Source organism: Methylobacterium sp. J-043 (assembly GCF_022829505.1).
In the GTDB taxonomy this organism is placed as follows: domain Bacteria; phylum Pseudomonadota; class Alphaproteobacteria; order Rhizobiales; family Beijerinckiaceae; genus Methylobacterium; species Methylobacterium extorquens_A.
This window is the reverse complement of record NZ_JAKSYB010000063.1, coordinates 110,980-135,505: the sequence shown is the minus strand read 5'-3', so window position 1 is coordinate 135,505 and position 24,526 is coordinate 110,980. Positions and strand designations below refer to the sequence as shown.

The window sequence follows — 24,526 nt, the reverse complement described above, 5'->3', positions numbered from 1 at the left end:
GCTGATCCGTCAGGATCGCCGCATCCCCTTCTCCCGGAGGAGCCGATGCTCGCCGAACCCGAAATCGCCCCACCCGACGAGGCGCCTCTCACCGAGGCCGAGATGCGCGTTGCCGTCGCCGCGCGCGATGGCGGCTTCGACGGGCGTTTCGTCTACGCGGTGCGCTCCACGGGGGTCTATTGCCGGCCGAGCTGTCCCTCGCGGGCGGCGCGGCCTGAAAACCTGTCTTTCCATGCCGGACCGGCGCAAGCCGAGGCCGCGGGCTTCCGGCCCTGCCGCCGCTGTCGGCCCGACGAGGCGGCCCAGTCCAAGCGGCAGGCGGAGGCCGTCACCTGCGCCTGCCGGCTGATCGAGGCGGCGGAGACGCCGCCCTCTCTCGACGCGCTCGCCCGCGCGGCGTCCCTGAGCCCGTTCCACTTCCACCGCATCTTCAAGGCGGTCACCGGCGTGACGCCGAGGGCCTACGCCCAAGCCCACCGCGCGGCCCGCGCCGCCGACAGCCTCGCCGAGGGCCGAACCGTGACCGAGAGCGTCTACGCGGCGGGCTACGGCGCGCCGAGCCGGTTCTATGCGGGCGGCGCGGAGCGGCTCGGCATGAGCCCCTCGGCCTACCGCAAGGGCGGCGCGGGCGAGCGGATTTTCTTTGCAACCGACGCCTGCGCTCTCGGGCTCGTGCTGGTGGCGGCCACCGTTCGAGGGGTCTGCGCGATCCTGCTCGGCGACGATGCCGACGCGCTCCGAGCCGACCTGACGGCGCGTTTCCCCAAGGCGGCGATCGTGGCCGGCGACGCGGATTTCGCAGCGACGGTGGCTGAGGTCGTGCGCCTCGTCGCGGCGCCGGGAGGCGCGCTCGACCTGCCCCTCGACATCGGTGGCACCGCCTTCCAGCAGCGGGTATGGCAGGCCCTGCGCCGCATCCCGGTCGGCACCACCGCGACCTATGCAGAGATCGCCCGCGCCATCTGCGAGCCGGCGGCGGTCCGCGCCGTGGCCATGGCCTGCGGCGCCAACGCGCTGGCCGTCGCGATTCCGTGCCACCGGGTGGTGCGCTCGGACGGGGCGCTCTCAGGGTACCGCTGGGGCACGGCGCGCAAGGCGGCCCTGCTCGCCCGCGAGGGAGTGAAGCGCTAGAGCATCGTCCTAGATATCGGATCCAGGACGATGCTCTAGCCTTTTGTTTTTGCATCATCTTTTCCGAAAGCCGGAAGCCACCTTTCGGGACGATGCTCTAATCCCTCACGCCGGAACGGCCGAGCCGGGCGGGGCCGCGTCGTGGCCAGTGGGCGCAGGAGTGGGGGCATCGGTCGGCGTATCGGTGGGCGCGTGCCCTGCGGCATGTCCCTTCCGCGACTGGATCTCGATGAACACGCGGGTGACGTTGGGGCTCTTCGCCTTGATCCGCTGCTCCAGCCGGGCCACCGTCTGCTCGACCTCGCCCGCGGGCACGTCGTCGGCAAAGTCGAGACTGAGGTTCACCAGGATGTCCGAGGGGCCGAGATGCTGGGTCAGCACCTCGTTGACGTGCTGGACCGCGCTCTCCTCGCGCACCGCCGCCTGGATCGTGCGCACTACCGCCGGGTCGGCGGCCTCGCCGATCAGCAGGCCGTGGGTCTCGATCATCAGGAAGATCGACATGCCGATCAGAACGAGGCCGATGCCGATCGAGGCCCAGCCGTCGAGCGCCGGCTTGTCGAGGACATGCGCGAGCACCACGCCGGCCATGGCGATGACGAGGCCGATCAGGGCGGCGACGTCCTCCACGAGGATGGTGTAGAGCGCCGGGTCCTTGCTGCGCTGGATCGCGGTGATCGCGCCGCGCTCGCCCTTCTCCGCCCAGAACGCCTTCAGCGCGACGAGGCAGGAATAGCCCTCTGCCAGGATCGCGAAGCCGAGGATCGAGACGTTCACCCAGAAGCCGGAGAGGTGGAAGCCGAGCACGGTGGCGTCGGCGGCGGGTTCGGGATGCTGGATCTTGTGGGCGCCCTCGTAGATCGCGAAGATGCCGCCGCCGAGGAAGATGAACAGGGCGACGATGAAGGCGTAGAAATACACCTCGCGCCCGTAGCCGAAGGGATGCTTGGCGTCCGCCGGCTTCTTCGCCCGCCTCAGGCCAACCAGCAGCAGGAGCTGGTTGGCGGTGTCGACCAGCGAGTGCGCGCCCTCGGCCAGCATCGCGGTCGAGCCGGTGAGGAAGGCGCCGACGAACTTCGCCGCCGCGATGGCAAGGTTGGCGCCCGCCGCCGTGTAGATCGCACCCGTGCTTTCGGCCATGTCCCGCTCCCGAGCGGCGCGCACCGCCGTCACGGGCTCGTCAACGCCGCCGGAGTGGTCAAGGTTGCTCGCACAGTTGCTGCGATGAGCCGGCCCGTGCAACGTGCCGGCCGTTTCTGCGAGGAGCCGTGCGATGACGCCCTACGATCCGGACAACATCTTCGGGAAGATCCTGCGCGGGGAGATCCCCGCCCACAAGGTCTACGAGGACGAGCACAGCGTCGCCTTCATGGATGTGATGCCCCAGGGCGAGGGCCATACCCTCGTCATCCCGAAGGCGCCTTCGCGCGGGCTGCTCGACGCCGAGCCGCAGACGCTCGGCGCCGTGATCGGCACGGTGCAGCGGGTCGGCCGCGCGGTGAAGGCGGCCTTCAAGGCGGATGGGCTGACGCTGTTCCAGTACAACGAGCCGGCCGGCGGGCAGACGGTGTTCCACCTGCACTTCCATCTCGTGCCGCGCCATGACGGCGTGCCGCTGAAGCGCCACGAGGGCGGCATGGCCGACAATGCGGTGCTCGCCGAGCACGCCGCGCGCATCCGGGCGGCGCTGGACGAGGGCTGATCCGGTTTCCGCTTGAGTCAAGCGCGGACCGGATCAGCAAGCCCGCGCGGCGCTTGAGGAGGGGTCCCGACGCGCCAGCGCGATTCAGGCGTGTTGGGCCCCGTTCGCCGATCCCGCTCCCATAGCGGCACCCATGCTGGTTCCCATGGACGCGATCACCGAGCGCAGGCCGGCATTCTCGGCCTCCAACTCGGCGATCCGGCGCAGCAGGACGGCGAGCGACGGGTCCGTCAACGGTGCCGGGGATGGCTCTGGGGCGGCCTTCGTCGCCTCCGCGAAGGCGACGCCGACCGCATCGCCGCGGCGCCAGCGCAGATTCGACCGGAGGGTGATTTCCTTCTGCGGGATGTAGAGGTCGAATGTTTCCGGCAGGGTATTGGTCTCGCTCAACTCCAGCCGCGCGCCCATCTCCGAGAAATCGCGGACGAGGCAGTCCATGCTGGACGCACCCTTGTTGAAGTGGATCCGTCCCTTGAGAAAGGTTCGCTTGCGCGTCTCCTGGCGCTTGTCGCTGATCATGATCGGTCTCCGGCCCGCCTGACTCCCCGCCTGTCTGCCATGCCGGCCGTTAAGGAATGCTCGCCATGATCGCGCGCCCGCTCAGGGGGCGTCGCCCACCCGCCCCGCCCCGCCCTCGTCGAGGCACTGGAACAGGTAGAAGCCGTTGAAGCGCACGGCGGTCACCGCGGCGCGGTCGTCAAAGCCGGGGGGCGGGCTCGCGCTGCCGTCGATTCGCCCGCCGAAGGTCCAGCGGCGCCCGCCGACGAAGCGCGGCACGGCACAGCTCTCCGGAACTGCGCAGAACAGCGCTTCCCTGCCCCGGCGGCGGAACAGGTTGTAGCTTCGCATCGGATGGCCTCCGCATCGCCGCACCCTCGGAATCAAGGTAGCCCGACAATCGGTCCGGTTTGTGTCAGGGCGCCCGATCGGCTCGGCAGATCAGGCCGAGACGGCATCGGCCTCTGCCCGGCAATCCGGCTCGTCGGTCGGCGTCTCGCGGTCGGCCGCGGCGAGACGGACGGCGTGGTTGATCACCGCCATATGGGTGAAGCCCTGCGGTACGTTCCCGCGCTGCTCGCCCGTTTCCGCGTCGATCTCCTCGGCGAACAGGCCGAGGTCGTTGCCCCGCGCCAGCAACCGCTCGAACAGGGCGGTCGCCTCGTCGTTGCGGCCGGCCATAGCCAAGCAGCCGACCCGCCAGAAGGCACAGGCGGTGAAGGTCGCCTCCTCGCCCTCCAGCCCGTCGTCGAGCCGGTAGCGGTAGACGAGATCGCCCGCGCCGAGTTCCTCGCCGACGCGCTCCAGGGTTTTTGTCACGCGCGGATCGTCCGGGTCGAAGGCATCGAACAGCACGGCGCGCAGCACCGCCGCGTCGAGGTCGTCCGAATCGTAGGCCATGGTGTAGGCGCCGCGCGCCGCGTTCCAGCCGCGGGCGTGGTACTCGGCCCGGATCTCGGCCGCCGCGCGCTCCCACCCCGCGATCGTGTCCGGATGGGCGAGGCGGCGCTTCGGGTCGGCGCGGGCGATCTGCACGGCGCGGTCGAGACCAACCCAGAGCATTGCCTTGGTGTGCACGCTCTGGCGCTTCTGCGTGCGCATCTCCCATAGGCCGTGATCGGGCGCGTGTCGGGCGCGCAGGATGTGGTCGGTCAGGTGGCCAAGCGCCTCGGGCAGATGGTCGTTGACCTTGACCGGTGGGTCGTACTCCACCGCTTCGAGGTAGCCGTGGAGCGCCACCAGGAACTCGCCGTAGATGTCGTACTGTTCCTGATCGGCCGCCGCGTTGCCGATCCGCACCGGGCCGGTGCCGCGCCAGCCGCGCAGGTGGTCGAGGGATTCCTCCCCAGGCACCGCACCGTCGAGGGCGTACATCAGGTGGAGGTCGCGTCCCCGGCTCGTATCGGCCTCGCGCAGGAAGCGCAGGAACTCCGCGGCCTCGCGCCGGTAGCCGAGATTGACGAAGGCGGTAACGGTGAAGCTCGCATCCCGCATCCAGACGTAGCGGTAATCGTAGTTGCGGTTGCCCGGCACCGCCTCGGGCAGTCCCGCTGTCGCGGCGGCGACGATGCCGCCCGACGGGCCGTGCGTCAGGAGTTTGAGGGTCAGGGCGCTGCGCAGGACCGTTTCGCGGTAGGGCCCCTGGTAGGTGCATCGGCCCGACCACTCTTCCCAATAGGCCCGCGTGTCGGCAAGTGACGCATCCACCACGCCGGGTAACCCTTCTCCCTCCGTCACGCGGGCTTCGCCGTGGGCGATCACGAGGTCGGCACGTTCACCGGCCCCGAGCGCGAAGGCGCCTTCGGCCTCACGGTCGCGAAGGGCGAGCGGCACGGCGCAGACGGCGCGGATGGTGTCCCCACCGCCGCGGAAGCGGACACCGGCCCCGTCGTCCATCGTCGCCTCGGTCGGGGCGCGGGCGTAATCGAAGCTCGGGCGCAGCCGCCAGCGGCCGGACACATGCCCGGATACGCAGGCGAGGCGTCGGACCACCTGAGCCTGGGCCCGGCCGTCCGGCCCCTCCTCCGGCACCGATTCGTGACGGTGAAGCGGCATGAAGTCGGTGAGCACCGCGCAGCCCGTAGCGGTGACGAAGGTGGTTTCGAGGATGTTGGTGTCAGGCAGATACCGGCGGGTCGTCCCGGTCAGGCCGTCGAGGACGAGGCGGCAGGCGCCGCCCTGCTCGCTGTCGAGCAGGGCCAGAAACACCGCCGGTCCGTCGTGCCGGGGCCAGCACAGCCAATCGAGGGAACCGTCGCGGGCGATCAGGGCCGTGGTGCAGGTATCGCCGATCACGGCGTAGTCGGCGATGGGTCTGTCCGTCACGGTCGCTCCCGTTGCGTGGCGCCGCGGCAACGTTCCGAGATGCGCAGGGTTCGCCCCTGCGACATCAGGCGACGCAGCGCCGGGAGCCGCTCAGAAGCGCGGGGCGCGGCTTCGCATGAACGGCCGCGACGGGCTCCGCCTTGCCCGGTAGGCCCGCCGGGTGCCGTACCCGCCGGGGCGCCGGTAGTTGCCGCTGTTGACGCCGGCGCTGCGGTCGTTGCCGGTGGCGCTCGCCGACGGCGAGAGGCCGCTGCCCGAATTGCTGCCCTGCGCGCCGGCGGGGCCGGCGAGGGTCAGGGCGAGCGTCGCGGCCAGGGCGACGAGACCGCTTCGAAGCGGAAATCTCATGGTTCGAACCTTTTACGGAAAAGCGGCCCAGGACGGGCTCTATGAGGGAGCGAACCGTGCCTCAGACGGCTTGTTCCCCGCCGATCCAGGTACCGAGCACAGCCTTGTCGACCGAGAGCCCGACTAGATCCGCCGCGAATCCGGGGGCGGTCCGGCCGAGCCGCGCGTCGAGCCCGAGGAAGCGGGCCGGAGTCAGCGAAGCCATCGCCAGGGCCTCTTCCAGGGAGGCGCCGCCGCGGGTGCTCATGTGGCGCACGGCCTGCGCCATGGTGATCGCCGCGCCGGCCAGGGTGCCGTCCTCGCCGGTGAGCCGGTCACCGGTCCGGACGATGTGGCGGCCGAACAGGGTGAAGGACGCGTCCGCGCGAGGGTCCCCGACCGTCGGCATGGCATCGCTCACCAGCATCAGCCGGTCGCGTCCCTTGAGGCGCAGGGCCAGCCGAAGCTGGTCGTCGCCGACATGGTGGCCGTCGGCGATGATCCCGGCAAATGTCCCGGCCTCCGAGAGGGCGACGCCGACCGCGCCGGCCTCGCGCGGGCCGATCTGCGACATGGCGTTGAACAGGTGGGTGAAGCCGGTAAGCCCCTCCCCGATCGCCGCTCGGATCGCCGGACCCGCATCCGCCGTGTGGCCGGCACAGACCCGGGCGCCGCGGGCGACGAGGTCGGCCACGGCGCCGGCCGGCACCCGCTCGGGTGCCAGCGTCACCAGGGTGAGGCCATGCTCGCCCAGTTCGGTCAGGAGTTCGGCGTCGCCGGGGCCGAACGCGGCGAGGCGGCCGGGATCGTGAATGCCGATCCGCTGCGGGCTCAGGAAAGGCCCTTCGAGGTGGATGCCGAGGATGCCGGGGACACCCGCCTGAATCGCCGCCGCAACGCCCGCGATGGCCGCGCGGATCGCGGGCCGCGTGTCCGTGATGAGGGTCGGCAACAGGCCGGTGGTGCCGCCGCGCCGGTGCGCTGCCGCGATCCGGGCAATGCCGGCCACGCTGGAATCGTCGTTGAGCAGCACCCCTCCGCCGCCATTGACCTGACAATCGATGAAGCCCGGCGCCAGCACCGCCCCCGCCGGCAGCCGGATGAGCGGCACGCCCGCAGGCGGTTCGGCGGTGACGTCGATGATGCGCCCGCCGCCCAGCACGACGACGCGGCCACCGAGCATCCGCTCGCCGTCGAAGACCCGCTCGGCAGCGAGCGCGCAAGAATGTTGGGTTCCCAAAGGGATCATCCCTTTGGCGGGGTGTAGGGGCAGCGCCCCGATGTCTTTCCAGGGCTCTGCCCTGGACCCGCGAAAAGGCTCACCTTTTCGAGATCCGGATTCATCAGAGCGTCTCCGTGACCTTGGTGAGGCCGGCCGGCTTGTCCGGGTCGAGGCCGCGGCGGCGGGCCTCGGCCTCGATGGCGCGATAAGCCGGCACCAGCATGGCGATGGGATCGCAGGCCGGATGCCCGTCGCCGAGCCAAGGCAGGGTTCCGTGGGGGCCGCCGCAGGCATGAACCCGCATTCCATCCCCGGTCAGATCGCGCACGAGCGCATCCACGCCCTCAGCCAGCGGGTCGGCCTGGCGCAGGGCCAAGACCGGCGTCGCGGTGGAGACGGAGGCGCGCGGACCGTGGCGCAGCTCCGCCGCCGAATAGCCGAGCGCGGGCAGGCGCAGGGTCTCGGCGAGCTTGAGCGCGATCTCGCGCAGGGGGCCCAGTCCGTGGCCGCGTCCGGTGACGAAGGCCGCCGGGGCGCTCGCGAGATCAGCGCTCCAGGCGGACCAATCCAGGAAGAGCGCCTGCCTCAGCCGCTCGGGCAGGGCGGCGAGGCCCTGTTCCAGCTCGCTGTCGCCGGCCCAGGCCGCCACCAGCGCCGCGCCCGCGATGGCGGAGTTCGTCACCGTCTTGGTGGCGGCGACCGCCTGCTCCGACCCGGCGAGGATCGGCAGGACGAGATCGCTCGCCCGCGCGGCCGGGGAGTCGGGATCGTTGACGAGGGCGAGGGTCAGCGCGCCGCCGGCGCGTGCGGCTTGCGTCGCCGCGACGAGATCGGGCGAGCGGCCCGATTGCGAGACCACGACGAAGAGTGCGCCCGCGACCTTCGGTGGCCGGTCATAGCCTGTCACCACCGAGGGCGCGGCGGCCGAGACCGGCAGGCCGAGCCGCGTCTCGATCAGGTAGCGCAGATGCACGCCGGCATGGCCCGAACTGCCCCGCCCGCACACGACCACGAAGGGGAAGCTTTGTGCCCTCAGCGTCGCGCCGAGCCGGGCTGCTTCGCCGGCTGCCAGCAACGCTGCAGCTGTATCGGGGATCTCGGCGATCTCCCGCGCCATGAAGGTCGTCGCGCTCATGATCGCCCTACCTCACGAAGCGCCCGGCGCAGGTTGCCGTCGTGGCGCAGGAGCAGGTCGTCGGCCCGCATCGCGCTCATCCCCCCCGCGAGCAGCACCGCACGCTTGATGTCGCCGTCGGCCCGCGTCAGGGCGTCGGCGGCGACCTCCGCCGGGCAGCCGGCCAGCTCGGAGACCATGGCGACGCCGCGGGCGCGCAGCTTCCGGTTGGTCGCGCGCATCGCCACCATCCGCCCGCGATAGACCCGGCCGAGCCGGATCATCACCAGCGTCGAGAACAGGTTGAGGATCACCTTCTGTGCCGTGCCCGCCTTCATGCGCGTGGAGCCCGCCAGCACCTCAGCCCCCGTGGCGGCGAGGATGCCGTGGGCGGCCTCGCGCAGGATCGGCGCCTCGGGGTTGTTGCTGACGCCGACGGTGACGGCGCCGAGGATGCGGGCGGCCTTCAGCGCCTCGACGGTGAACGGCGTCGAGCCGCTGGCGGCGAGCCCCACCACCACGTCGCGCGGGCCGATCTCCGCGCGGACGATCCAGGCGGCGCCGTCGGCGGCAGAATCCTCCGCATCTTCCACGGCACGCAGCAGGGCGCCCTCCCCGCCGGCGATGGCGAAGCCGAGCTGCGCCTCCGGCCAATCGAAGGTCGGCGGCAATTCCGCCCCGTCCTGTACGCCGATCCGTGCGGAGGTGCCGGCCCCGACATAGACCAGCCGCCCGCCCTCGCGCAGACCCGGCTCGGCGGCCCGCGCCGCCGCATCGATCGCCGGCAGCGCCGGCCCCACCGCCGCGACGGCCGCGAGCTGGCCCTCCCAGAGCGCCTGGAGGATGTCGAGCCCGGCCCAGGCATCGAGATCGACGTAGCGGGCGCTGGCGTCCTCGGTCCTCATGCCTTGCGTGCCCCGCTCGTCCGCATCGCGTCCACCCCATCCTGCCTTCGGCGCCGCATCACGCGCCTCGCCCTTTCGAAAGAAGTCATCCCCGGTGCGGTTCCGCTTCGAGCGGAAAACGGCCGTCGGCGCGGGTTCGCTGCGTGCGATCCGGGATCGGTTGGCCGGTCCCGGCGTTCGGTTGGCGCGCGCCGCTCCGGTTCCTTGGTAGGGCGCGCTGCAATCGGCCGGGGGAGAGGGCGTGCAACAGGGGCAGATCGAGGCGCATGCCGAGGATCGATCGGAGATCGCGGCCGACGAGCCGGCCTCGATGGCGTCGCGGCGCCTTCGCCTGCTCACCTACAACGTCCGCCATTGCCGCGGCACCGACGGGCGGGTCGCGCCGGAGCGGGTTGCGCGGGTGATTGCCGCGTGTGCGCCCGACATCGTCGCGCTCCAAGAGGTCGATGTCGGACGCAAGCGCACCGGCGGCCTGGATCAGGCGGAGGAGATCGCCCGGCTCGTCGGCATGTTCGCGCATTTCCACCCGGCCCTGCACATCGAGGAGGAGCGCTACGGCGATGCCCTGCTCACCCACCTGCCCTCGCGGCTCCGGCGCGCCGGCCCCCTGCCCGGCCTGCTGCGGCGCCCCGGCCTGGAGCCGCGCGGCGCGCTCTGGATCGAGGTGACGGCCGGCGCGGGCAGGCTTCAGGTGCTCACCACGCATTTCGGCCTGCTCGGGGCGGAGCGCGTCGCCCAGGCCGAGGCGCTGCTCGGGCCGGACTGGCTCGGCGATCCGGCCTGCGACGCACCGGCGGTGCTGCTCGGCGACTTCAACGCCACGGGCTGGTCGCGCGCCTACCGCCGGCTGAGCGGACGCCTCACCGATGCGCGGTGGCTCACCGGGGAGCGGCGCTGGCGCCGCGGCGGGGCGACCTTCCCGAGCCGCTTCCCCCTGCTGCGCATCGACCATGTCTTCGTGAGCGAGCGCGTTACCGTCGAGCGCGTCGCGGTCGTGGACACGCCGCTGGCGCGGAAGGCGTCCGACCATCGGCCGCTTCTGGCGGAGATCCGGATCGAGCCGGGTTGAGGGTTTTTTCGCGTGCGCGCATGGTCCTTCGCAGGACGGCACGAACGACCGGCCGTGGACCGGAGAGGATGCGCCGCGCGATGACGAAGATGAACGGATTCCTGACCGCTCTCGGTCTCGCCGCCCTGACCGCATTGTCCGCCGGGCCGGCCCGGGCGGAGCCGCCGCGGATCGCCGTGGTCGCGACCGGCGGCACCATCGCGATGAAGCTCGATCCCACGACCCACGCGCCGGTCCCGGCCCTGTCGGGCGAGGATCTCGTCGCGGCGGTGCCGAGGCTGAAGGACATCGCCACCATCGAGGTCACCGAGTTCAGCAACGTGCCGAGCGACTATATGGGGCCGGACCGCTGGCCGGCCCTGACCGCTCGGCTCGACGCGCTGCTCGCCGATCCCGGCATCCACGGGGCGATCGTCCTGCACGGGACCGACACCCTCGACCAGACCGCCTACTTCCTCGACCTGACGCTGAAGAGCGACAAGCCGGTGGTGCTGGTGGGGGCGCAACGCAACGCGTCCGACGCGGATGCCGACGGCCCGCGCAACCTCCTCAACGCCGCCCGCCAGATCCTGGCCGAGGGCGCGGTGGGCCAGGGCGTGACGGTGACGCTCAACCACCGCATCAATGCGGCCCGCGAGGTGCGCAAGACCCACACCAGCAACGTCGAGACCTTCCATTCCGGGGAAGCCGGCATCCTCGGATACGTGGACGAGGACCGCGTCGTGTTCGGCCGCCGTTCCCTGCGCCGCCAGACCCTGCCGCTGCCGGAGCGGATGCCGCGGGTCGATCTCGTGGCGATGTATGCCGGCGCCGACGGTTCGCAGGTGCGGCACGCGGCCGAAAGCGGGGCCGAGGCGATCGTGGTCGAGGCCTATGGCTGGGGCAACGTCAACGCCGAGATGCACGACGCCATCGCCGAGGTCATCGCGCGGGGCGTGCCGGTGATCGTGGCGACCAAGGTGCATGACGGCCGCGCGCTCCCGGTCTACGGCTTCAAGGGCGGCGGCAACACCCTGCGCAAGGCCGGCGCCGTGTTTGCGGGCGACCTCACGCCGGACAAGGCTCGCATCCTCACCCTGCTCGCCCTGCCCGCGGGCAAGGAGGCGCGGAAGGACGCTGCGGCTTTGCAGGCGGTGTTCGACAAGTAGCGGTGCTTTTTCGGCTCCATGTGATGGACCCGAACTGAGCGAGCATCGCCTCTCCCCGCTGTTCGGGGAGAGGAGGAGCTTGGCGAAAACCAACCGTCCAACCGTCACGGTTGAGGGTTATGAGGCGCCCAGCGCCGCCTTCTCCGGTTGCGAGGCGATGTCCGCTTCCGAGCAGCTTGGGCCGCCAGCCCGGCGCAGCGCCTTGCGCCGCCGCCAGGGGCGCCACGCGTCGGCGGGGCTCACCGGGTCACCGAGATGGAAGGCCTCGACGAGGCGGGCCACCGGGCCGCGGCGGGAGGGGACGAGGGGGCAGACCCGGGGGCGCGGCATCAATCGGGGATCGTCGAGCACCGCGCGCAGGGAGCCGCGGGCCTCGAGGGCTTGCGCGAACACATCCGGTGGGCAGCCGCCGTGATGCGAGAGCAGCCGGACGAGCAAGCGCCGCAGCGCCGCGCGGGCCTCGGCGTCGTCGGCCGGCACCTCAACGGCAAGGTCGCACTCGGTGTCGTAGCCGAGGGAGCGGTTGTTGAGGTTGGTGGAGCCGATCCGCAGCAGGCGCTCGTCGATGATCGCGACCTTGGCATGCACCAGGATCGGCCGGCCCTTCTCCGTGTGCGGCGCCACGATCCGCAGCCGGTCGAACCGGTCGGCGCGGCGCAAGGCCCGGATCAGGCCGCGGCGGGCGCTGTCCATGGTCAGGCGGTCGAAGCCGCTCGGGCTGCGTTCGGACAGCACGATCACGATCTCCGGCCCGTCGGGTTCGGCGAGGCGCTCGGCCAGCGCCTCCGCGACGACCGGCGAGGTCAGGTACTGGTTCTCCAGATAGATGAAGCGCTGCGCCGCGCGGATCGAGGCGCGATAGAGCGCGGCGCTCTCCGTCACCGCCGGGCGCCCGTCCCGCGGCGGATCGGTGCGGGCGAGCCCCACCATTACGTCGGTCAGGTGCGGTGCGAGGGTTTCGGGCCAGGGATCGTGGGCTTCGTCGGAACCTGCGAGCGGAAAGGTCTCGCCGGTGGCGCGGCGCCAGCGCTCGCGGGCCAGATCCGCCAGCGCCCGTGCGGCGGCACGGTCGACCAGCATCATCACGTCGTGGCGCGGCGGGTAGTCCTCGCCGGAGGGCAGGCGACGGCGGGGGTCGCGGTCGCGGTGGGCGGGGGTGTCCCAGCGGTTCACCTCGAAGTCGCTGCCGCCGCTGAAGGCGATCGCATCGTCGATGACGAGGATCTTCTGGTGCTGGCAGGCGCCGAAAGGCAGCGTGCCGTCGATGCGGAAGTCGATGTCGGGCCCGAGGCTCGCCCTCACGCTGTCAGGGGTGTGGTCGTTGCCCGCCGAGATCGGCCACGGCATGTCCCAGATCAGGATGCGGATGGCGAGTTCCGGCCGCGCGGCCTTGAGGCGGGCCAGCAGTTCCGCCAGGGTCTCGCCCGCATCGGGCGAATCCCCCGGCAGCAGGCGCGAGCGCGGATCGAAGCTCCAACCGATCAGGGTGATGGATGTGCGCGCCTTCAGCAGCGCCGCATGGGCGGCGGCGAAATAGGCCGCACCGTCATGCAGCACCGCGATGCGCCCCGCCCTCTCCTGCCGCCAGCAAGTGAGCCCGGGCCGCAGCCAGCTCTCGGACGATCCGTAACCCACCCCGACTTCCATCCTCATGCGCGCACCGAGCCGCCACCCCGCGACGGCGCGCTCATCCCTTGTTCGAGCGGAACACTCATCGTGCCCCGGCCTTTTCCGGCTTGAGTTTGCTCGCCTCAAGCTTGGCCCGCACCCGGCGCCGGGTGAGTTCCACCGCCGCGACGGTCGCGAGGAGGCCGAGGCCGAGAGTGACCCAGCGGGTCGGCTCCTCGCTGCCGGCATGGCGGCCGATGACGCCGAGATAGACGCACACCACCGTGCCCGGCAGCATGCCGATCACCGTGGAGACCAGATAGGCGGAGGTGGGGACATCCGTCACCCCGAACACGTAGTTCTGGGCGTTGAACGGCACGAAAGGGCTGAGCCGCATCAGGGTCATGAGCCGCCAGCCGCCGTCGCCGACCGCCTCCAGGGTGGCGTTCAGCGCCGGCCGGCGCCGGATCAGTCCCCGCACCCGCTCGCGGAACAGGTGACGGGCGGCCACGAAGGCGAGCCAGGATCCAAGCGTCGCGGAGAACAGCACCACCGGCATCACCGCCCAGCCAAAGGCGGCGGCTCCGGCGATGGTGAGCGGGGTGCCTGGTACGACAAGGAGCGTCGCAAGGAAGAACAGCACGCCGAAGGCGAGGAGGCCGTAGGGACCGAGGCCGTTCGCCCAGTCCGAGAACGCGCGCAGCCATTCCTCGACGGGCAGGAGGTACCATGCCCCGACCGCCAGCGCGGCGGCGCCGGCCGTGGCTGCCCAGGTCTGGGCCGAGCGGCTGGGTTTATCCATTCAGTGGCTCGAAGCGGGACCGGCGCGCCGGTCGCACGCGTCCGCAAACCGTTGGCCGGCGCAACTGTTCCGCCAAGCTCGGCCGTTTTCGCGTGGTGCCCGATGCGCCCGCTCAACGCGGCGCCTGCCTCGCCCGCCTCCCCTTCACCAGTCGCGGTCGAGCCGCACCGCGATCCGGCTCGGCCGCGCACCCGTGAGCGTCCGTTCGAGAGAGGTGAGCGCTTGGCGTGCCTTGTTCAGGCGGGGGCTCCGCCAGCGGCGCTCGTAGCCCCGCGGCGCAATCACTGCCTCGCCGAGGCGGTCGCCTGCCAGGACGAGACGGTCCACTGCCCGGCGGATCGTCGGCGTCTCCTGGGTCAGGACGCACAGGTCGGAGAGATAGTTACGCAGGGCATGCAACTCGTCGCGCCCGCCGCTCTCTCCTGCCAGCGCGACAAGGGTCCGCTCCATGGCAACAATGAGATCTGCCAGCGGCTCGGGTACGCGACGGGCGAATCCGTCGCCATCCCGGCGATCACGTCCGTCCCGTTCAGGCCCCTGCAGGGCGACTCCCATATCGGCTCCCCGCTTCATCCGGCGCGGTCAGGGCCGCCGCGAATCGCGACGGCGACCGGTGTATGAAGGGTTAACAACCTCAACCGTTCAATCGATACAGGTGCAGCGATAAAATGTGCGAAATAATTTTCAAATGGCCGGGAGCCGCAGCTGCCCATGAAGATCCCGTCGAACCGGCATAGGACGGCGGTCAGCGACTTGGCATCCTGCGAGACTCCCTGAGGGCGTAGATGAGGGCCGCGGCGGTCATCAGCGCGAGGGCGTACCAAGTCAGCGCGTAGACGAGATGGTTGTTGTGGAAGGCCACCACCGTGAGGCCGCCGACCGGCAGGCCGCCGGGATTGGATGCGGCATCGGCATCCACGAAATAGGGCGCGAGCGCATTCGGCGTGCCGTCGATCCCGCGGGCGGCGGCGATAGCCGCGACGTCGCGGGAGTACCAGCGGTCGGCCGCCGGATCGTTGCGGCGCAGGAAGCCGCCGCGGGGCTCGGACAGGCGAAGCAGGCCCGTGACCGTCTCGTCTCCATCCAGCTCACCCGCGGCACGGGCCGCGCGCTCGCGGGCCTCCGTCGGTACGAATCCGCGGTTGACGAGGACGGTGAAGCCGCGGTCGGTCGCGAGCGGCACCAGCACCCAGAAACCGCCGCCGCGCGCGGTCACCGCCTGAACCAGGGTGGCACGATCGTCGGCGAAGCGCCCGGTGAGTCGGACCCGCCGGTACTCGGCGGAAGCGGCGGTGAGGCCGGCCCATTCCTCCGGCCCCGGTGCGGGCGCGGGCTCGGCACGGATGCGGGCCTCGACCCGGTCGATCAGGTCGAGCTTCCAGATCCGGCGCTCGACCTGCCACGTGCCGAGGCCGAGGAACACACCCGTCACCGCAAGGCCCGCCAGGATCAGGGCGAGCCGGACGAGCAACGGGCGCCGCCGACCCGTCGCCGGGACGGCGGACGTCGAAGCGTCGGGTTTGCGGGATGCGTCAGGGAGCGTGACGCATCTCCTCGGCCGAGATCGGCATCATGTTGGTGTTGAGGTGGTGCATCACCCAGATCGACCCGCACAAGGTGATGACCACGAGGGTGATCGTGAAGATCAGCGCCATGAAGGTCCAGCCGCCCTCCGACTTCGTATTCATGTGCAGGAAGTAGATCATGTGAACCACGATCTGCACCGCACCCAGGCCGAGGATGACGACGCCGGTGACGAGCTTGTCGCCCAGCACGTCGCCCATCACCAGCCAGAACGGGATCGCCGTCAGGATGACGGAGAGCACGAAGCCCGTGACGTAGTCTTTGAAGGAGCCGTGGCCGTGGGCGTCCTGCCCATGGCCGTCGTGCCCGTGATCGTCGGCGTGTGCTGCCCCGCTCATTGCAGGACTCCCATCAGGTACACGAAGGTGAAGACGCCGATCCAGATGACGTCGAGGAAGTGCCAGAACATCGACAGGCACATCAGCCGGCGCTTGTTCTCCGCCCCGAGGCCCTTAAGCCGGGTCTGGATCATCAGCGTGACGAGCCAGATCAGGCCGAAGGTGACGTGCAGGCCGTGGGTTCCGACCAGGGTGAAGAACGCAGACAGGAAGCCGCTGCGCTGGGGCGTGGCGCCTTCGTGGATCAGATGGGCGAACTCGTAGAGTTCGAGCCCGACGAAGGCCGCGCCGAACAGGCCGGTGATTGCGAGCCAGAGTTGGGTCTTGGCGAGATCGTCCTTCTCCATCGCCAGCATGGCGAAGCCGTAGGTGATGGAGGAGAACAGCAGCATCGACGTGTTCACCGCCACGATCGGCAGGTCGAACAGGTCCTTGGGCGAGGGCCCGGCCGCGTAGCTGCGGCCGAGCACGGCGTAGGTCGCGAACAGGACTGCGAAGATGAGGCAGTCGCTCATCAAGTAGATCCAGAAGCCGAGCATCGTGCCCCCTTCCGGGTGATGCTCGCCCTCGAGATCGAGGAAGTCCGGCACGTCGGCGCCGGACATCCGTTCGCCGACAAGGGTGTGGGTCGCGTGCGTTGCCATGATGCTCAGACCCGCGCCGCCAGCGCCTCGGTCCGCCGCTGCTCGGTCCGGCGGACCGTCTCGGCGGGGATGTAGAAGTCGCGGTTGTAGTTGAAGGTATGGCCGATCGTGATCGCCAGCATCGCCACGAAGGTGAGGGCTGCGAGCCACCAGATGTACCAGATCATCGCGAAGGAGAAGACGATGCTGACCATGCCCAGGATTACGCCGGTGGCGGTGTTCTTGGGCATGTGGATCGGCTTGTAGCCCGAGAGCGGCCGCTGGAAGCCGCGGGCCTTCATGTCCCACCACGCGTCGAGGCGATGCACCACGGGCGTGAAGGCGAAGTTGTAGTCCGGCGGCGGCGAGGAGGTGGCCCATTCGAGGGTCCGGCCTTCCCACGGATCGCCGGTCAGGTCGCGCAGCTTCTCGCGGTTTTTGATCGAGACCGCGAACTGGACGATCATCGCGCCGATGCCCAGGGCGATCAGACCCGCGCCGATGGCGGCGATCACGAACCAGATCTGCAGCGACGGATCGTCGAAGTGCTGGGCACGGCGGGTCACGCCCATGAGGCCCAGCACGTAGAGCGGCATGAAGGCGACGTAGAAGCCGATGGTCCAGAACCAGAAGCTGACCTTGCCCCAGAACTCGTCGAGCTTGAAGCCGAAGGCCTTCGGGAACCAGTAGTTCACGCCGGCGAACATGCCGAACAGCACGCCGCCGATGATCACGTTGTGGAAGTGCGCGATCAGGAACAGCGAGTTGTGGAGCACGAAGTCGGCCGGGGGCACGGCGAGCAGCACGCCGGTCATGCCGCCGATGGTGAAGGTGACCATGAAGCTGACCGTCCAGAGCATCGGCACATCGAAGCGGATGCGGCCGCGGTACATCGTGAACAGCCAGTTGAAGATCTTCGCGCCCGTCGGGATCGAGATGATCATCGTCGTGAGGCCGAAGAAGGAGTTCACGCTCGCGCCCGACCCCATCGTGAAGAAGTGGTGCAGCCACACGAGGTAGGACAGGATCGTGATGACGACGGTCGCGTAGACCATCGAGGTGTAGCCGAACAGGCGCTTGCCGCTGAAGGCCGAGGTGACCTCCGAGAACACGCCGAAGGCCGGCAGGATGAGGATGTAGACCTCCGGGTGACCCCAGATCCAGATGAGGTTGAAGTACATCATCGGGTTGCCGCCGAGGTCGTTCGTAAAGAAGTGCGTGCCGACGTAGCGGTCGAGGCTCAGCAGCGCGAGAACGGCGGCAAGAATCGGGAAGGCGGCGACGATGAGCACGTTGGTGCACAGCGAGGTCCAGGTGAAGATCGGCAGCTTCATCATCGACATGCCGGGCGCGCGCATCTTCACGATGGTCGCGACCAGGTTGATGCCGGACAGCGTCGTGCCGATGCCCGCGATCTGCAGGCCCCAGATGTAGTAATCGACGCCGACCCCCGGACTCATGTCCGCGCCCGAGAGCGGCGGGTAGGCGAGCCAGCCGGTGCGGGCGAACTCACCGACGAACAGCGAGATCATGATCGTGGCCGCGCCCGACACCGTCATCCAGAACGAGAAGTTGTTCAGGAACGGGAAGGCCACGTCGCGCGCGCCGATCTGCAGCGGCACGACGTAGTTCATCAGGCCGGTGACGAAGGGCATCGCCACGAAGAAGATCATGATCACGCCATGCGCCGTGAAGATCTGATCATAGTGATGCGGCGGCAGGTAGCCCTCGTTGGCACCGAACGCGATCGCCTGTTGCGAGCGCATCAGCAACGCATCGGCAAAGCCGCGCAGCAGCATCACGAGCGCCAGGATGACGTACATGATGCCGATCTTCTTGTGATCGACCGAGGTCAACCAGTCGCGCCAGAGCGGACCCCAGAAGCGGAAATAGGTGATGGCGGCGAGCACCGCGATCCCGGCCACGGCGACGCCTGCGAAGGTTACTTGCAGGATCGGTTCGTGGAACGGGATGTCCTCCAGGGAGAGGCGCCCGAACAGCAGGTGCTGCAGGTCCGTGTTTGCGAACATGGGTTGAAACTCGTCCGTAAATCCTGAGGCGGCGACGGATCAGTTGTTGGTCTGGTCGGGAGCGGAGTGGCCTTGGCCGCTCCCCTCGTGGTTCTTCTCGCCGTCGGGCGACTCGCTCTTGGGCGCGCGGTGCGAGGCCGGGGTCGTCGCCCCCGGGGCTTCGTCGCCGCGCTGCGTGTGGCGGTTGTCGTACTGGAGCCGCTCGGCGTTCTCTCGGCTTTCCTTGCCGGCGCCACCCTTGGCGTCGATGGTCATCATCTCGTGCATGCACATCTTGCCGGGCACGGCGCACATGCCGACGATCTTGCCGAAGAGGCCGTCGGCAAACGAGGCGTAGTAGGTGACGGGAACGCGCTCGCTCGGGCGCTCGAGTTCGAGATAGGCATCACGGCTCAATTCCGAACCCTGCTGCTTCACTTTGGCAATCCACTGGTCGAAGCCGTCGCCTTCGAGCCCGTGAAACTTGAACGTCATGCGCGAGAAGCCGGTGCCGCTGTAGTGCGACGACAGCCCGTCATAGGCGCCCGGCTTGTTGATCACGGCGTGGAGCTGCGTCTGCATGCCGGGCATCGCGTAGATCATGCCGGCGAGCGCGGGGATGTAGAAAGCGTTCATCACCGATGCGGCGGTGATCTTGAAGTTGATCGGCCGGTTCACCGGCGCGACCAGCTCGTTGACCGTCGCGACGTTGTACTCGGGGTAGAAGAACAGCCACTTCCAATCGAGGGCGACGACCTGCACCTCCAGTGGTTTCACCTCCGCCGCGATCGGCTTGCCCGGCTCGATGCGCGAGAGCGGCCGGAACGGATCGAGGGTGTGGGTGCTGATCCAGGTCAGCGCGCCGAGCGCGATGATGATCATCAGCGGCGCGGTCCAGATCACCACTTCGAGCCCGGTCGAGTGGTCCCAGTCGGGGTCGTGGCGGGCCGCCGTGTTCGACGCGCGGTAACGCCACGCGAACAGCAGGGTCAGCACGATCACCGGGATGATGATGAGCAGCATCAGCCCCGTCGAGGCGAGGACGAGGTTGCGCTGCTGCATGGCGATGTCGCCGGAGGGCTGCATCACCACGAGGTTGCAGCCGGCGAGCAGGCCGAACAGCGGCAGGAGGACGAGACCCCGCAGGATCCGGCCCGCGGAGCCGGCCCCGGCACGGGCTCTCAATGAACGGTCGGCGGTCATGGCCACGAATCTTCGTTCCATCGCAAGGGCCGCGCGGGTGACTTCCCGCGTGGCGGCGGTTCGTTTCTCTCCGGAGATGCCGAGCCGACGGTGTCGGCTCGGCGTCTCCGGGATCGTGTTGTGGCGCGCTTTGTCTCGCCGAGCCGGCAGTCGTCGTTCGGCGGAAAGCGTTCTCGGTCCCGCGGCGAGACGGATTCTCCGCCCGCGGGGCAAAACTCACATCTGGCGCATCTCGGACCGGTCGAGGGCGAGCGCGAGCAGCGTCGCCAGCGCGCCCGACAGCAGGTACACGCCGACCATCGCGAGCCCGTACTCGGTGGAGAGGTACAGCACCACGAGGGGAGCGAAGCCCGCACCGAACAGCCAGGCGAGGTCGGAGGTGAGCGCCGCCCCGGTGTAGCGGTAGCGCGCCCCGAGCCGGGAGGTCACGGCGCCGGCGGTCTGGCCGTAGGACAGACCGAGCAGCATGAAGCCGATATTGACGTAGATCGTCTGGCCGATGGCGTTCTCGCCGAAGATCAGCGGGGCCAGGATGCTGCCGCAGGCGAATACGGCGATCAGGCCGGCGCTGATGAGAAGGATGTTGCGGCGTCCGATCTGGTCGGCGATCAGGCCGGAAGCAGCGACCGCGCCGGCGCAGACGAGGGCGCCGGAGAACTGCACCATCAGGAAGTCGCCCGCGGAACGCTCGCTCGACAGGGCGAGCCACGCGATCGGGAAGATCGTCACGAGGTGGAACAGGGCGAAGCTCGCCAGCGGCACGAAGGCGCCGATCCAAACGTCGAGGGCGTGGTGGCGGGTGAGATCGATGACGCTGACCGGCTCCAGCCGGCCCTTGTCGAGAAGCCGGGTGAATTCCGGCGTCGCGACGAGGCGGAGGCGGGCGAACAAGGCCACGACGTTGATGGTGAAGGCGCAGAAGAACGGGAAGCGCCAGCCCCAATCAGTGAAATCCTCAGGGGTCAGGTTGACCACGAAGAAAGCGAACAGGGCGCTCGCCACCATGAAGCCGATCGGCGCGCCGAGTTGCGGGATCATCGCGTACCAGCCGCGCCGCTCCCGCGGCGCGTTGAGGGCGAGCAGCGAAGCCATCCCGTCCCAGGCGCCGCCGAGGGCGAAGCCCTGCGCCACCCGCAGCACCGCGAGCAGCTCGATGGCGACGACGCCGATCGAGTCGTAGCTCGGCAGGAAGCTGATCGCCGCAGTCGAGCCGCCAAGCAGGAACAGGGCGATGGTGAGCTTCACCCCGCGCCCGTGCCGCTTGTGGACCCACATGAAGAAGATCGACCCGAGCGGGCGGGCGATGAAGGCCAGCGCGAAGATGGCGAACGCGTAAAGCGTGCCGGTCAGCGGGGCGGCGAAGGGGAAGAACACCTTCGGGAACACCAGCACCGAGGCGATGCCGAACACGAAGAAGTCGAAATATTCCGACGCCCGCCCGATCACCACGCCGAGCGCGATGTCGTTGGGGCTGACGTCGTGGTGGCTCATGGCCACCTGCGCGTCGCGCTCGAGCGGGTGAGAATTGGCCGTGGCGTGGTCGGTGGTCATCGCGGGCAGCCGGCTCGCCTGAAGGTGATCGGAGCCGCCGCCTTGGCGCGGCGTTCGGCACGTGCCTAGCGGATGGCTTGACATCCGCAAAGAGTTTTTGGCGACGCGAGATGCCGCACAGGACGGTCATGCAGCAAAAGCAGAGGTCATGCGCTCAGGCGCAGAAATCTCGGCGCAAAGCGCGTGAGATGCATAATAGAACTAGTTTCATCTTTGCGCGATCGTCTCCGATCCGCAGGATCCCGTGGGATGCCTCCGGCATCGGCGTGAGGATCGGCATGCCCGGCCTCAATGGCCGGGCGCTGCCGCGTCGTGCGTGGGCGGCCTGATCCGGTACCAGCCGACATAGAGCGCCGGCAGGAACAGCAGGGTCAGGGCGGTCGCCGCCAGGATGCCGCCGATCATGGCGTAGGCCATCGGCCCCCAGAACACCTCGCGGGCGATCGGGATCAGTCCGAGGCTCGCCGCCGCAGCCGTGAGCAGGATCGGCCGCATCCGGTGGCGGGTGGCCTCGACCACAGCATCCCACGGCGCCATCCCGTCCGCCTCGCATTCCTCGATCTGGCTCACCAGAATCACCGCGTTGCGCACGATGATCCCGATCAGCGCCAGGATGCCGAGGATGGCGACGAAGCCCATCGGCTTGTCGAACAGCAGGAGCGCCGGCACCACGCCGATCAGACCGAGGGGCGCAACAGAAAATACCAGAAAGAGCTTCTGGAAGCTCTGGAGCTGGATCATCAGGAAGAAGGCCATGGCCAGCAGCATCACCGGCACCACCGCCGCGATCGGCCCCTGGCCCTTGCCCGCCTCCTCGACCGCGCCGCCGACGGCAAGCGTGTAGCCCTCCGGCAGCGCCTTCACATAGGCGTCGATGGCGGGCTGGAGCGCGGCGACGACGGTCGGTGGCTGGGTCGCGTCCTTGATGGTGGCGCGCACCGTCAGCGTCGGCACCCGGTCGCGGCGCCAGACGATCGGCTGCTCGAGGTCGTAGTCGATCTTGGCGAATGCCAGGATCGGCACGACCGAGCCGTTGGAGAGGGCGACCTGAAGGCTCTGGAGCGTGTCGAGCGAGGTGCGCTCCACGGTGCGGGCCCGGCCGACCACGTTCACGAGGTAGATCGAATCGCGCACCTGCGTGATCGCCTGACCGCCGACGACGCCGTTGAGGATGCCGGCGATGTCCTGGCTGGTGACGCCGAGCTGGCGCGCCTTGTCCTGCAGGATCTCGACGCGCAGCACCTTGCCGGGCTCGTTCCAGTCGAAGGTCGGGACCGCGAGGCGCTTGTCGGTGGCCACCACGTCGGCGAGCTTGAGGGCAAGGCGGCGCACCTCCTGCACGTCGGGCCCAGACAGGCGGTACTGGATCGGGCGCCCGACCGGAGGGCCGAGGCTGAGTGGCTGCACCAGGATGTCGGTGCCGACGAAATCGTGCCGGCCGATCTTCTGTAGCCGCGTGATCACCCGATCCCGGATCTCCAGCGACTTCGTGACGATCACGATCTGCCCGAAGAAGGCGTTGGCGAGCTGCTGGTCCAGCGGCAGGTAGAAGCGCACCGCGCCCTGGCCGACATAGGAGCTCCAGCGCTCGATGTCGGGGTCGTCTTTCAGGTGCGACTCGAAGCGGTCCATCTGCGCCCGCGTCTCGGTGATGGTGGCGTTCTGCGGCAGCGTCAGATCGACCAGCAGCTCGGAGCGGTCGGAGGACGGGAAGAACTGTTGCTGCACATGGCCCATCCCGACCACGGCCAGCCCCATCAGCGCGACGCAGAGGACCACCGTGATCCAGCGTAGCCGCATCGCGACCCGTAAGGTCGCCATGAAGGCGCGGGTGAACAGGCCCTGCCGCTCCGAATGGTGCTTCATGGTCTTGGGCAGCATGGTGACGCCGAGCAGCGGCGCGAACAGCACCGCGACCACCCAGGAGACCAAGAGCGAAGCGGCGATCACCACGAACAGCGAGTAGGTGTACTCGCCCGCCGACGAGCCGTTGAAGCCGATCGGCAGGAAGCCGGCGACCGTCACCAGGGTGCCGGTGAGCATCGGGAAGGCGGTCGAGGTATAGGCGAAGGTCGCCGCCTTCTTCAGGTTGTCGCCGAGTTCGAGGCGGGCCACCATCATCTCGACGGTGATCATCGCGTCATCGACGAGCAGGCCGAGCGCGATGATGAGGGCGCCGAGCGAGATGCGCTGCAGCGTCACGCCCATGATCTGCATGACCACGAAGACGATGGCGAGCACGAGCGGGATCGAGACCGCGACGACGAGGCCGGCGCGAAGCCCCAGGCTGACGAAGCTCACCACCAAGACGATGACGACCGCCTCGACCAGCGCCTTGGTGAAGCCGCCGACCGCCTCCTCGACGATTCGAGGCTGGTCGGAGACGAGGTGGATGCCGACGCCGATGGGCAGCTTGCCCTCGATGACGTGCATGCGTTCCTTCAGATCCTCGCCGAACTTGAGCAGGTTGGCGTTGGGGCGCATGGCGATGGCGAGCCCGATCGCCGGCTTGCCGTCGACGCGGAACAGGGCGGCCGGCGGATCCTCGTAGCCGCGGGAGATCTCGGCCACGTCCGCGAGGCGGAAGAAGCGGTCGTTGAAGCGCAGGTTGACGTTGCGCAGCGACTCCTCGGAGGAGAACTGGCCGCTCACCCGCAAGCTCACCCGCTCCGGCCCCGCCTGGACCACGCCGGAGGCGGCCACCGCGTTCTGCGATTGCAGCGCCTTGATCAAGGCCTGGAGATCGATGCCGTAGCCCGCGAGCTTGCGGGTCGAGAAGTCGAGATAGATCGTCTCGCCCTGCACGCCCATCAGCAGGGTCTTGCCGATATTGGGCACCTTCAGGATCTCGGTGCGCACGCCCTCGACGTAGTCGCGCAATTGCCGATGGGTCAGGCCGTCGGCGGTGAAGGCGTAGACGTTGCCGTAGACGTCGCCGAACTCGTCGTTGAAGCTCGGGCCCTGCACGCCTTGCGGGAAGGTGTGCCCGATGTCGCCCAGCCGCTTGCGCACTTGGTAGAAGGCGGGCTGGATCTCTTCCTTCTTCGTCGTGTCGCGGAACTGCACGAACACCGTCGCCTGACCCGGCGTGGTGTAGCTGCGGACGTAATCGAGCGCGTTGATCTGCTGGAGTTCCTTTTCGATCCGGTCGGTGACCTGATCGAGGGTGTCCTTGATCGTGGCGCCGGGCCAGCTCGCCTGGACCACCATGGTCTTGATGGCGAAGGGCGGATCCTCCTCCCGACCGAGGCGCGAATAGGCCATCACGCCCGCCACGAGGCAGACGAGCATCAGGAACCAGACCAGCGAACGGTGGCCGAGCGCCCAATCGGAAAGGTTGAAGTCCTTCACGCGCGGAAACCTTTGC

General features: G+C 69.3%; 22 protein-coding genes. 4 read left to right on the top strand and 18 right to left on the bottom strand.

All coding sequences use genetic code 11. The features are described 5' to 3' along the window. Positions 1-45 precede the first annotated feature (45 nt). The gene (ada, locus tag MKK50_RS18610; RefSeq protein ID WP_499024480.1) at positions 46-1,131 is read left to right on the top strand and encodes a bifunctional DNA-binding transcriptional regulator/O6-methylguanine-DNA methyltransferase Ada; all 1,086 of its coding nucleotides are present in this window, start codon (positions 46-48) and stop codon (positions 1,129-1,131) included. A gap of 105 nt (positions 1,132-1,236) precedes the next feature. Here ada and MKK50_RS18605 read toward each other — a convergent pair whose 3' ends face one another. After that, complete coding sequence (locus tag MKK50_RS18605) at positions 1,237-2,271, bottom strand: cation diffusion facilitator family transporter (protein WP_499024478.1); 1,035 nt, start codon at positions 2,269-2,271, stop codon at positions 1,237-1,239. A gap of 133 nt (positions 2,272-2,404) precedes the next feature. Here MKK50_RS18605 and MKK50_RS18600 point away from each other — a divergent pair, with 133 nt between their 5' ends. Then, positions 2,405-2,833, top strand: a complete 429-nt coding sequence (locus tag MKK50_RS18600) for an HIT family protein (RefSeq protein ID WP_499024475.1) — start codon at positions 2,405-2,407, stop codon at positions 2,831-2,833. Between the two features lie 84 nt (positions 2,834-2,917). On the opposite strand, the gene MKK50_RS18595 is transcribed toward MKK50_RS18600, so the two are convergent. The 7 genes from MKK50_RS18595 to MKK50_RS18565 form a co-directional block, all read right to left on the bottom strand. Beyond that, a complete protein-coding gene (locus tag MKK50_RS18595; protein ID WP_499024473.1) occupies positions 2,918-3,352 on the bottom strand; it encodes a PilZ domain-containing protein in 435 nt (144 codons plus the stop codon). Between the two features lie 81 nt (positions 3,353-3,433). Then, the gene (locus tag MKK50_RS18590) at positions 3,434-3,682 is read right to left on the bottom strand and encodes a hypothetical protein (RefSeq protein ID WP_499024471.1); all 249 of its coding nucleotides are present in this window, start codon (positions 3,680-3,682) and stop codon (positions 3,434-3,436) included. Positions 3,683-3,772: 90 nt separating this feature from the next. Then, a complete protein-coding gene (locus MKK50_RS18585; RefSeq protein ID WP_499024469.1) occupies positions 3,773-5,656 on the bottom strand; it encodes a glycoside hydrolase family 15 protein in 1,884 nt (627 codons plus the stop codon). Between the two features lie 90 nt (positions 5,657-5,746). Then, positions 5,747-6,004: a hypothetical protein gene (locus MKK50_RS18580; protein WP_499024467.1), complete on the bottom strand. Its 258-nt coding sequence runs from the start codon at positions 6,002-6,004 to the stop codon at positions 5,747-5,749. A 61-nt stretch (positions 6,005-6,065) separates the two neighbouring features. After that, complete coding sequence (nagA, locus tag MKK50_RS18575) at positions 6,066-7,232, bottom strand: N-acetylglucosamine-6-phosphate deacetylase (RefSeq protein WP_499024464.1); 1,167 nt, start codon at positions 7,230-7,232, stop codon at positions 6,066-6,068. A gap of 94 nt (positions 7,233-7,326) precedes the next feature. Beyond that, positions 7,327-8,340 (bottom strand): SIS domain-containing protein, encoded by a 1,014-nt coding sequence (locus MKK50_RS18570; RefSeq protein WP_499024462.1) that lies wholly within the window; start codon positions 8,338-8,340, stop codon positions 7,327-7,329. Then, positions 8,337-9,224, bottom strand: coding sequence for an N-acetylmuramic acid 6-phosphate etherase (locus MKK50_RS18565; RefSeq protein WP_499024460.1), 888 nt, complete (start codon positions 9,222-9,224; stop codon positions 8,337-8,339). The genes MKK50_RS18570 and MKK50_RS18565 overlap by 4 nt, the downstream gene beginning before the upstream one ends. 241 nt (positions 9,225-9,465) lie before the next feature. On the opposite strand from MKK50_RS18565, the gene MKK50_RS18560 reads away from it, so the two are divergent. Both MKK50_RS18560 and MKK50_RS18555 read left to right on the top strand, forming a co-directional pair. After that, the gene (locus MKK50_RS18560) at positions 9,466-10,293 is read left to right on the top strand and encodes an endonuclease/exonuclease/phosphatase family protein (protein WP_499024458.1); all 828 of its coding nucleotides are present in this window, start codon (positions 9,466-9,468) and stop codon (positions 10,291-10,293) included. Positions 10,294-10,373: 80 nt separating this feature from the next. Further along, positions 10,374-11,441, top strand: a complete 1,068-nt coding sequence (locus MKK50_RS18555; RefSeq protein ID WP_499024456.1) for an asparaginase — start codon at positions 10,374-10,376, stop codon at positions 11,439-11,441. Between the two features lie 117 nt (positions 11,442-11,558). On the opposite strand, the gene MKK50_RS18550 is transcribed toward MKK50_RS18555, so the two are convergent. The 10 genes from MKK50_RS18550 to MKK50_RS18505 form a co-directional block, all read right to left on the bottom strand. Then, entirely contained in the window at positions 11,559-13,094 is a 1,536-nt protein-coding gene (locus MKK50_RS18550; RefSeq protein ID WP_499024453.1) for a phospholipase D-like domain-containing protein, read from the bottom strand. A 58-nt stretch (positions 13,095-13,152) separates the two neighbouring features. Beyond that, a complete protein-coding gene (locus tag MKK50_RS18545; RefSeq protein WP_499024451.1) occupies positions 13,153-13,851 on the bottom strand; it encodes a TVP38/TMEM64 family protein in 699 nt (232 codons plus the stop codon). Between the two features lie 144 nt (positions 13,852-13,995). Further along, positions 13,996-14,301, bottom strand: coding sequence for a hypothetical protein (locus MKK50_RS18540; protein WP_253369419.1), 306 nt, complete (start codon positions 14,299-14,301; stop codon positions 13,996-13,998). 295 nt (positions 14,302-14,596) lie between these two features. Further along, a complete protein-coding gene (locus tag MKK50_RS18535; protein WP_499024450.1) occupies positions 14,597-15,322 on the bottom strand; it encodes an SURF1 family protein in 726 nt (241 codons plus the stop codon). Positions 15,323-15,383: 61 nt separating this feature from the next. After that, positions 15,384-15,773, bottom strand: a complete 390-nt coding sequence (gene cyoD, locus MKK50_RS18530; RefSeq protein ID WP_253369416.1) for a cytochrome o ubiquinol oxidase subunit IV — start codon at positions 15,771-15,773, stop codon at positions 15,384-15,386. Further along, positions 15,770-16,378 (bottom strand): cytochrome o ubiquinol oxidase subunit III, encoded by a 609-nt coding sequence (cyoC, locus tag MKK50_RS18525; RefSeq protein WP_375541385.1) that lies wholly within the window; start codon positions 16,376-16,378, stop codon positions 15,770-15,772. The genes cyoD and cyoC overlap by 4 nt, the downstream gene beginning before the upstream one ends. A gap of 44 nt (positions 16,379-16,422) precedes the next feature. Further along, a complete protein-coding gene (gene cyoB, locus MKK50_RS18520; RefSeq protein WP_499024447.1) occupies positions 16,423-18,426 on the bottom strand; it encodes a cytochrome o ubiquinol oxidase subunit I in 2,004 nt (667 codons plus the stop codon). 39 nt (positions 18,427-18,465) lie between these two features. After that, positions 18,466-19,608 (bottom strand): ubiquinol oxidase subunit II, encoded by a 1,143-nt coding sequence (cyoA, locus tag MKK50_RS18515; RefSeq protein WP_253369410.1) that lies wholly within the window; start codon positions 19,606-19,608, stop codon positions 18,466-18,468. A gap of 216 nt (positions 19,609-19,824) precedes the next feature. Then, positions 19,825-21,159: an MFS transporter gene (locus MKK50_RS18510; protein WP_253369408.1), complete on the bottom strand. Its 1,335-nt coding sequence runs from the start codon at positions 21,157-21,159 to the stop codon at positions 19,825-19,827. Positions 21,160-21,447: 288 nt separating this feature from the next. Then, positions 21,448-24,510, bottom strand: coding sequence for an efflux RND transporter permease subunit (locus MKK50_RS18505; RefSeq protein ID WP_499024444.1), 3,063 nt, complete (start codon positions 24,508-24,510; stop codon positions 21,448-21,450). Positions 24,511-24,526 lie beyond the last annotated feature (16 nt).

Coding starts and splice junctions, on each gene's coding strand:
- MKK50_RS18605 (WP_499024478.1), bottom strand. CDS start 2,271: ATGGCCGAAAGCACGGGTGCGATCTACACGGCGGCGGGCGCCAACCTT.
- MKK50_RS18590 (WP_499024471.1), bottom strand. CDS start 3,682: ATGCGAAGCTACAACCTGTTCCGCCGCCGGGGCAGGGAAGCGCTGTTC.
- MKK50_RS18580 (WP_499024467.1), bottom strand. CDS start 6,004: ATGAGATTTCCGCTTCGAAGCGGTCTCGTCGCCCTGGCCGCGACGCTC.
- MKK50_RS18570 (WP_499024462.1), bottom strand. CDS start 8,340: ATGAGCGCGACGACCTTCATGGCGCGGGAGATCGCCGAGATCCCCGAT.
- MKK50_RS18545 (WP_499024451.1), bottom strand. CDS start 13,851: ATGGATAAACCCAGCCGCTCGGCCCAGACCTGGGCAGCCACGGCCGGC.
- MKK50_RS18565 (WP_499024460.1), bottom strand. CDS start 9,224: ATGAGGACCGAGGACGCCAGCGCCCGCTACGTCGATCTCGATGCCTGG.
- MKK50_RS18595 (WP_499024473.1), bottom strand. CDS start 3,352: ATGATCAGCGACAAGCGCCAGGAGACGCGCAAGCGAACCTTTCTCAAG.
- MKK50_RS18600 (WP_499024475.1), top strand. CDS start 2,405: ATGACGCCCTACGATCCGGACAACATCTTCGGGAAGATCCTGCGCGGG.
- cyoC (WP_375541385.1), bottom strand. CDS start 16,378: ATGTCCGGCGCCGACGTGCCGGACTTCCTCGATCTCGAGGGCGAGCAT.
- MKK50_RS18555 (WP_499024456.1), top strand. CDS start 10,374: ATGACGAAGATGAACGGATTCCTGACCGCTCTCGGTCTCGCCGCCCTG.
- MKK50_RS18540 (WP_253369419.1), bottom strand. CDS start 14,301: ATGGAGCGGACCCTTGTCGCGCTGGCAGGAGAGAGCGGCGGGCGCGAC.
- ada (WP_499024480.1), top strand. CDS start 46: ATGCTCGCCGAACCCGAAATCGCCCCACCCGACGAGGCGCCTCTCACC.
- MKK50_RS18510 (WP_253369408.1), bottom strand. CDS start 21,159: ATGACCACCGACCACGCCACGGCCAATTCTCACCCGCTCGAGCGCGAC.
- cyoB (WP_499024447.1), bottom strand. CDS start 18,426: ATGTTCGCAAACACGGACCTGCAGCACCTGCTGTTCGGGCGCCTCTCC.
- cyoA (WP_253369410.1), bottom strand. CDS start 19,608: ATGACCGCCGACCGTTCATTGAGAGCCCGTGCCGGGGCCGGCTCCGCG.
- cyoD (WP_253369416.1), bottom strand. CDS start 15,773: ATGAGCGGGGCAGCACACGCCGACGATCACGGGCACGACGGCCATGGG.
- MKK50_RS18550 (WP_499024453.1), bottom strand. CDS start 13,094: ATGAGGATGGAAGTCGGGGTGGGTTACGGATCGTCCGAGAGCTGGCTG.
- nagA (WP_499024464.1), bottom strand. CDS start 7,232: ATGATCCCTTTGGGAACCCAACATTCTTGCGCGCTCGCTGCCGAGCGG.